The organism is Sphingopyxis sp. SCN 67-31 (genome assembly GCF_001725095.1).
This window is the reverse complement of record NZ_MEFH01000219.1, coordinates 1-8,180: the sequence shown is the minus strand read 5'-3', so window position 1 is coordinate 8,180 and position 8,180 is coordinate 1. Positions and strand designations below refer to the sequence as shown.

Here is an 8,180-nt window from a genome sequence, read left to right as displayed (position 1 = left end):
CGCGACGATATCGCCCGCCAGCGGGCTGACCAGCGTTCCGAAAAAGGTCGCATAGGCGGCGTTCGACTGTTGCAGCGTTTCGACGGGCAGCAGCATGGTGACCGCGGTGCAGGACAGGAGATAGAGGAGGCCGGTCGCTGCGGCACCGATCAGCGTGGCGCGCGGGATCATCCGTTCGGGATCGCGCACCCGGTCGCCAACGACGGCGGCGCTTTCGAAGCCGAGCAGCGCGAACAGCGTCAGCGTCGCCGCGCCGCTCACTGCCGACAGGCTGACCGGCTGGGTATGCGCCATGCCCGCGGCATGGCCTTCGCCGGTGCCGAGCAGCCAAGCCGCGACCAGCACCGCGCCGATCACCGGCACCAGCTTCAACAGCAGCGTGATGATCTGCGTCTCGCCCGCGCGGCGGATGCCCGACAGGTTGATGAGCGTGAACAGCCACAGAAAGCCGATCGCGACCAGCGCGGGCAGCGACCCCTTGTCGCCCAGCCTGGGGATGACGATCGAAAGATTGCTGACCGCCGCGACGGCGAGCGTCGCATTCGCCGTCCAGCAACTGATCCAGTAGCTCCAGGCGACGGTGAATCCCGTGCCGGGGCCGAAGGCGGCATTGGCGTAGGTGAACGTCGCGCTGCCGCCGGGCAATCGCCGCGCAAGCCGCGCAAAGACGATGGCGAGGCACAGGGTGCCGGTGATCGTCACGCCCCAGCCGATGACGGCGTTCCAGCCGAGCGGTGCCAGGTCGCGGGGCAGGAGGACCGATCATATTGCCCATGACGAGCGCGACGCACATGGCGAGACCGAGCTTCTGCCCGGCCTCGCCCTGTTGCTGTGCGGGGTTCGTCACCCGGTCAGAATTCCTTGCTGACCTTGATCCCGATCAGTCGCGGCCTGATCGGCGTGTCGTAGAATACCCCGCCGGTGCTGGTCAGCCCGTCGGGATCGCCGCAGGTGGTTTCGAGGCACTGGACACCCGTATTGATGATGCCGTTGCTGTCGAACAAATTGGTCGCGAACAGTTCGGCCTTCCAATCCTCTCCCTTCACACCGATGCTGATGTCGGCGGTGGTATAGGATTTAAGCGTTCCCTTGAGCGCATTTTCAAAGATGCGAAGGTCGCTGCGCCGCTTGCCGATATGGTTGAGCGCGAACTGGACATGCCCGCCCAGCCCGCCGATCGGGAATTCGTAGCGCGTGACCAGATTGCCCTTGAACTTCGGCGTCACCGGAAGCTGCGTTCCCGACGGGGCGAGCAGCGCATTGGTCGCACCGTCGCTGCCGGGCAGGGTGCAGTCGAAACTGCTGTTCGCGATCAGGCAGAAATCGCGGCGAATCTGCGCATCATTATAGCTCATCCCGGCGTTGATCGAGAAGCCGCCCTCGCGATAGCCGAGGTCGAGTTCGATGCCGCGAATGCGCGCTACGCCCGCGTTGCGGATTTCGGTCAGACCGTTGAGCCCGAGGAAGGAAAGCTGAATGTCTTTCCAGTCCTCCTGATAGATGGCGCCGTTGAAGCGCACCGGACCCCAGTTGGTCTTCCAGCCGAACTCATAATTGTCGAGCGTGTCGGGACCATAGGGCGGCAGGGTGCCGCGGCGGTTGATCCCGCCGGGACGGAAGCCGCGCGACCAGGTGCCATAGATCAAGGCATTGTCGCTGAGCTTGTACGTCAGGTTCAGCTTGTGAATGAAGCCGGTGTCCTTGGTCCGTTTGTCGAGGTTGGTACAGGGCGATCCGGCAACGATCGCCGGACCGAAGCAGGCGGCGACGCCGGTTCGGCTCGATACGCCCGCCGAATAGCCGAAGAAGCCGACCAGGCTGTTGTCGAACTTGTACAGACGGCCGCCGCCGGTCAGCGTCAGCTTGTCGGTGATGTCGTAGCTCAGCTCGCCGAACGCGGCATAGTCGCGGTCGACGCGGAACTGCTTGGTCAGCCAGATGTCGCTGGCCGTGCCGGGCACCTTCAGATCGTCGGCCAGATTGTCGATGATATAATTCTGTTCGATATTATGGCTCTGGCGCTGCCAGAACACGCCGCCGATAAAGCGGATCGGTGCGTCGGCTGGCGATGCGATGCGTGCCTCGACAAAGCTCTTCTTATAACGGTCGATGCCGTTGATATATTGGTTGGGGCTGATCAGATTGTTCGCATTGTCGCGCAGATAATAGCCCGAACCGTAGAGCGCGTCATAGAAATAGGAATAATCCGAATAGTCGCTCGCCACGTCGGTGCGGCGGCGCAAGTGGCCGCCGGTGACGGTCAGATCCCAATTGCCGAGCTTGCCCTCGATCGTCAGGGCCGCCTGCAGCCATTTGTCCTTGCTCCATTCGGGATTGTACTGGACGGTCTGCAGCTGGCCGGTGACGGCGCTCGACCGCTCCTGCGAATAGCTGCCGTTCGTCTTCTGGATCTGGCCCATGATCGTCGGACGCAGCGTCCAATTGTCGTCGAGCTCGATCCCGAGCGCGAGGCGCGCGCCATAGGTGTCGGCGTCGTTGTAGTTGTTTTCGACATAGGCCGAATTATTCTGGACGATGCCGCTGGTCGGATAGGTGCGGCTGCCCGGAATATTGTCGATATAGCCGGCGTCATGGCGGTACCAGCCGACGAGGCGCAGCGCCGCGCGCTCGCCGAGCGGCGCGTTGATGAAGCCTTCGGCGACACCGCCGAAATTGCCGTGCGCGACCGAATTGATCTCGGCCCCGATCTCGCCATAGGTGCCGCTGGTGTCGGGCTTGTTGGTGACAAGCTTGATCGTGCCCGCCATCGAACTTGCGCCATACAGCGTGCCCTGCGGCCCGGCGAGTGCCTCGACGCGGGAAAGATCATAGGCATGGATATCCAGCGCGCCCTGAATGGTCGTTACCGGCATTTCGTCGAGATAGGTGCCGACGGTCGGCAGCGAGGCTGAATGGTTTGCATTCTCGCCCGACGACACGCCGCGGAAATAGACTTGGGCAAAGCCCGGTGCGGCCGTCTGGATCGTCACCGACGGCAGGAATTTGACGACGTCCTGAAATTCCTTGACCTGCAACTCGGCCAGTCTTTCGGTGCCGAGCGCGGTGATCGCCATCGGCACGTCCTGCAGATTCTGCTCGCGCTTCGAAGCCGTGACGACGATGTCGTCGCCATTGGCCGGCGCCGTTTGCTGTGCGAGCGCCGTTCCCGACGTGCACAGGATCGTGCTGCCGAGCAGCAGCGCGCTGCCTTTCGCCAACACTGCCGAAACATTCCGCATAGAGACCCCCCTCGATGACAACAATGTGACGGAGAATGACGCGGTGCAGCGCAAGCGCAAGCATTGTCATCGCACCGGTGCGCGCATTGGTCGAAAATGTCGGCTGCTGTTGCTCAAAGGCAACGAATTTGCGCGCGGCGGGCTAGTCGGCGAGCGGTGGAACCCCCGGATAAGCCTCCAGCACCGGACCGAGCGCCGACTTTAGCGGGTCGAGCCATGCGTCATAGGGGCGCCATTGATCGACGCCGTCGCGGTTGATGGGGCGGCGCACCTGTTCGCTGGATGCGGTACGCACGGCGCGATCATTGGTGTAAAAGGCCAGGCAGGCCTCCTCGAACGGGACGTTCAGATAGGCGAGCATCGCGCGAACCTCGCCCTCCGGATCGTCGAGCAGCGCCTCGTGAATCACGCGGTGAACCCGGCCCGGCTGGACCGCGTCGATATGCGCCATCAGGCGGACATAGTCGCGATAATAGGCGCCGATATCCGCCAGCCCATAGCTGAACGCCTGACCCTTGGCGAAATGCTGGCGAAAGTTCGACCAGCAGCAATCGAGCGGGTGGCGCCGAGCATCGATGATCTTGGCGCCGGGCAGGGTCAGGCGAATGAAGGGCAGGTAAAGCCAGTTGTTCGGAAGCTTGTCGATATAGAAGGGCTTGTCCGTTTTGCGCTGGACTGCAGTGCGCGCCAGGAATTGCCGGCCGAGGTCGGCCAGCGCATCGGAGGGCAGATCGGCCAGTGCTTCGACCCAGCGACGCGGGTCGCCCTTCGCATCGCGCCCGAGGGTGAGCGCCAGCGCCGGAATATCGGGCAATTCCATCGTGCCTTCGATCGCACTATGGCTTGCCAGAATTTGCTCGATCAGCGTTGAACCCGCGCGCGGCAGGCCGAGGACGAAAATCGGATCGGGATCGGGCGCGCCCGCACCGGCCATTGCCGCAAAGCGTTCGGCCGGAAAATGGGCGATGATGGCATCGACCGTGGCGCGCGTATCTGCCGGATCATAGCCGAGTTGCGCCGACCGGATCGCATTGCCTGCTGCGTAGTGACGAAAGGCTGCGGCATGATCGCCGGCATCGTCATAGGCCTTGCCAAGCGCGAAGTGCAGATGGAGCCGGTCGTCCGCGCGCGCCTCGTCCGTTGGCGCCGCATCGACGAGCGCAGCTTCCATGGCGGATCGGTCGGCGGCGTCGAACCGAATGGTCTTCAGATTGGCGAGGCTCCACCAGATTTCGCCCAGCCCGGGATCGGTGGCGAGCGCATGGCGATAGGCCGCGATGCTGTCGTCCTGCCGCCCGACCGTCTTGAGCATATGACCATAGCTCATCCACAATTTGGCGTGGCCGGGAAAGCGGCGGGTCAATTCTTCGTACAGCGCGATCGCTTCGTCATAGCCGCCGATACGGCCGAGGGCGGCGGCCTTCAGATTGGCGTGGGCCGGATTGTCGGGATCGTCGCCGAGCACGGAATCGAGCGCCGCGACGGCTTCCGCAAAGCGATTCTGCTTGTAATAGACCGTCGCCAGATTGGCGCGGGCGGCGCCGAACCCCGGCGCGAGTTCGACCGCCCGCATCAGCAGCTTTTCGGCATCGCCATAACGGCCGATACGCCCGGCGACCTCGGCCAGCATGCGGATCGCCGCGACATCGGTGGCGTCGTCGCGCAGGCGTCCGCGCAGCGCGGCCTCGGCATCGGGCAGCCGATCTTCGGCGAGGGCGAGCGCCGCCGCGATCATCTCGGGATCGTGGATCGCCGCGCCAACGGCGTCGAGCGAGGCCGCCTGCGCCTCATCCTCGCGTCCGAGCGCGCGTAGCGCGTGCGCAGCAAGGCGGTGGGCGGCGGCCGATGTCGGAACAACCTCGATAATCGCCTGCGCCTGCGCCAGCGCCGCAGCAGGCTGACCCGCCAGCAGATGCCGGGCGTTGGCGAGCGCCTGATCGTGCGTGACGGTCGCCAAGCCCGTACCCCTCAACTCTTGGACCGAGCCTTGGCGATGGCGCGCTTCAGCGCGTCATAGCCGACCTGCCCCTGGAAAAGCTGGTCCCCGACGACCCAGGTGGGAGTCGCGTTGAGTTGAAGCTGGGTCGCGATCGCCAGGTTCGCGTCGAGTTCGCGCTGGAACAGCGCCTCGTTCGCGGTCGCGTCGGCGCTTCCGTCGGTGACGACGCCCGCGCGCTGCGCCGCGGCGGCGATCGCCGACGGATCGAGCGAGCTCGCTGCGAACATTGCGTGGTGGAAGGCGTCANCCCTGCCGCGCGGCGGCGAGCGCCATCAGCGCGGCATCGCGGCTTTGCGGCGAGATGATCGGCAATTCGCGGAACACGACCTTGAGCCGCTTGTCCTCGCGGACCAGCCGGTCGACATCGGGCACGCTCGCCCGGCAGAAGCCGCAGGCATAATCGGTGAAGACGACCAGCGTGACGTCGCCGTCGGCATTGCCCGCCCAGGCGCCGGCATAGGGCTTTTCGAGCGCGGGGCGGATCGCGTCGATCGCCTTCGCCATTTCGCGGTCGCGTTGCGCCTCCAGCGCCTCGGGGATGATTTCGGGATTGGCGCGAATATAGTCGCCGACGATCGTCTCGACCTCGCTCTTGCTCATGCCGCCGCCGAAGCGGCCGCCAAGCCAGAAGGTCGCGCCGAGCAGCGCGAGCGCGGCGATGCCGCCGATCAACAGGGTTCGCGTCGATACGCCGTCCATCATTCCTCCCTGGCGCTGCGGCAAGCGGCCCGCGGTCATCGCCTTGGTCCGCGCGGGCTTGGGCTTGGCCGGGGGCGTGACATGCGGGGTGCGATCATCGTCCGACACGATTGCTGTTGCCGCTGCCTTGGCCGGCGTTTCCGCCAGCGTCGCGGGGATCGCCTCGCCGGCAAAGAGGGGGAGGTCGCCCGCATTCTGGGCGTCGGCGGCGCGCGCCTCTGCCTCTTCGCGCGCGAGCAATTGTTCGAGCCCCGAGGGCGGCGGCGCAAGCTCTTCGGCGGCGGGACGCAGCTTGTTCGCGGCGTCGCCGATGCCGTCCTTGCCGGCGCGCGCAACCTGACCTGCGACCTGGCCGATTCCGGCCTTCGTCTTGCCCGCGACTTCGCCGATCCCGCGTCCGGCTTCGCTGGAAATTTTCGCGACCTTGTCGCCCAGCGCCATCTTGTCCCACGCCTCGCCGCTCGCGCTCGCCGCGCTGCGTGCCGCCTTCGCCGATCCGCGTCCGACCGCACGCGCGGCGCGCGCGGCGCCCCGGCCCGATCGCTGCGCAAGGTCGCGCGTCCGGCGCGGTATCTCCATCGCCTCGACGCGCGCGGGAATATCGGCGCGTTCGCCGACATCGATCGTCCAGTCGGCAAAGGCCGCAGCGCCGTGCCGGATCGCACTCCATAGGCGCGCCGCACCCGCCTTCAACTGCGCCCCGCTGACGCGCGGATCGCGCGCCGGAGCGGGCTTCGGCGTATAGCGGCCGACGTCGATGCCGACGGGCGGCGCGTCCTTCGGCTTTGCCAGTCCCTCGTCGGCGCGCGGCAGGGGCTCGGGCGCCGGCGACGGGTCGCGCAACCACGGCTGGTAATATTCGTCTTTCTTGTCTGTCACTTGTCGCCCTTGTGCATTCGCGAAATTGCGATGCATCCCCGAATTTCGTCGTGAATCTAGCGCCGTTTGCGCGTCCGTTCTACCTCGGCGCGCGCAACCATCGAAATATCCTGTGCACGAATCCAGTCGGGCGACCCTTGCGGCAGGCCCTGCATCGCCATTTCGGCATTACGCAGCGCGAGCATCGGCTGTCCACCCTCGAGACTGTAGCGTTCCGCCGAGGCGAGCGCGGCGCGCGCCTGATCGCCGCGGTTCGCATAGACGATTCCGAGCTGATACCAGGCGAACGGATTCTCGTTATCGAGCGCGACGGCGGTTTTCAGCACCTTTTCGGCCTCGGGAAAATTGGCCGGATCCTCGGTCGCGATCAGTGCATGGCCGAGGGTCGAGGCGATCAGCGGCTGCGATTTCGAATTGGCGACCGCTTTGCGCAGCGGCGGGATCGCTTCCTTGGGCCGCCCGGATTCGAGCAAAACCTGGCCTTCGAGTTCGAGGAAATACGGATCTTCGGGATTGGTGGCGATCAGGGCGTCGACCTCGTCCAGCGCCTTTTGCGGATAGGCGCTCTTGTGCCAAGCGTAAGCACGGGCGTAGCGCGCGGGCACGCTCTTGTCGCTTTCGGGATATTTGCGCAGCGTCCGCTCAGGCTCTTCCATATAGCCGAGCAGCTTGGCCTTCACGCGCTGGAAGCGGGCTTCGAGCTGGGGGTCGCTTGGCTTGTCCCACGCCGGATCGACGACATAGACCTCGCGCAGCGCCTGGATGCGATCGCCCGACAGCGGGTGCGTGCGGCCGTAGGCCTGATCGTCATCCTGTTTGACGGCATAGCGAAATTCGAGATTCTGTAGCTTCTTGAAGAAATCGAGGCTGCCTTTGCCGCTGATCCCCGCCTTCGACAGATATTGCGCACCGGCGGCATCGGCGGTCGCTTCCTGGACCCGGCTGAACGCCAGATATTTGCCGAGTGCCGCCTGCTGCCCTGCCATCATGATGCCCATACCGGCATCGCCGCCGCCCGCCGCGATCGCCGCGGCGCCGAGCAACATACTGAGCAGCGAGATGCCCGTTGCCGTCTTGGCGCCGTCGCTGGCGCGGATCGCGTGGCCGCCCATGATATGGCCGAGCTCGTGGGCGAGTACGCCCTGCACTTCGTTGGCGCTGTCGGCGGTCTCGATCAGGCCGCTAAAGACATAGATGTCCTGACTGCCCGCCACGAACGCGTTGATGCTGCGATCGCCGAGCAGGTGGACGCGCACCTGTCCGGGACGCAGCCCCGCCGCGACGAGCAGCGGATCGACCATGTCCTGGAACAGCGCCTCGGTTTCGGCGTCGCGCAGCATCGACTGCGCCATCACCGGCCGCGC

6 protein-coding genes are annotated in these 8,180 nt (G+C 65.4%); all 6 read right to left on the bottom strand.

From position 1 onward, the window contains the following. Window positions 1–714 (bottom strand): APC family permease (locus ABS88_RS24510; RefSeq protein WP_286750874.1); only part of this gene is annotated, 714 nt, incomplete at its 3' end. Window positions 715–851: 137 nt separating this feature from the next. Then, a complete protein-coding gene (locus ABS88_RS24505) occupies window positions 852–3,239 on the bottom strand; it encodes a TonB-dependent receptor (RefSeq protein ID WP_286750871.1) in 2,388 nt (795 codons plus the stop codon). Between the two features lie 142 nt (window positions 3,240–3,381). Beyond that, a complete protein-coding gene (locus ABS88_RS24500) occupies window positions 3,382–5,196 on the bottom strand; it encodes a tetratricopeptide repeat-containing sulfotransferase family protein (RefSeq protein ID WP_286750870.1) in 1,815 nt (604 codons plus the stop codon). An 11-nt stretch (window positions 5,197–5,207) separates the two neighbouring features. Beyond that, window positions 5,208–5,465, bottom strand: a complete 258-nt coding sequence (locus ABS88_RS24495) for a DsbA family protein (protein WP_286750873.1) — start codon at window positions 5,463–5,465, stop codon at window positions 5,208–5,210. Between the two features lie 20 nt (window positions 5,466–5,485). Continuing rightward, window positions 5,486–5,838: DsbA family protein (locus ABS88_RS24490; RefSeq protein WP_286750872.1), on the bottom strand; the 353-nt coding region annotated here is incomplete at its 3' end. 1,034 nt (window positions 5,839–6,872) lie between these two features. Continuing rightward, a partial coding sequence (locus tag ABS88_RS24485; protein ID WP_286750869.1) for a M48 family metalloprotease occupies window positions 6,873–8,180 on the bottom strand: 1,308 nt, incomplete at its 5' end.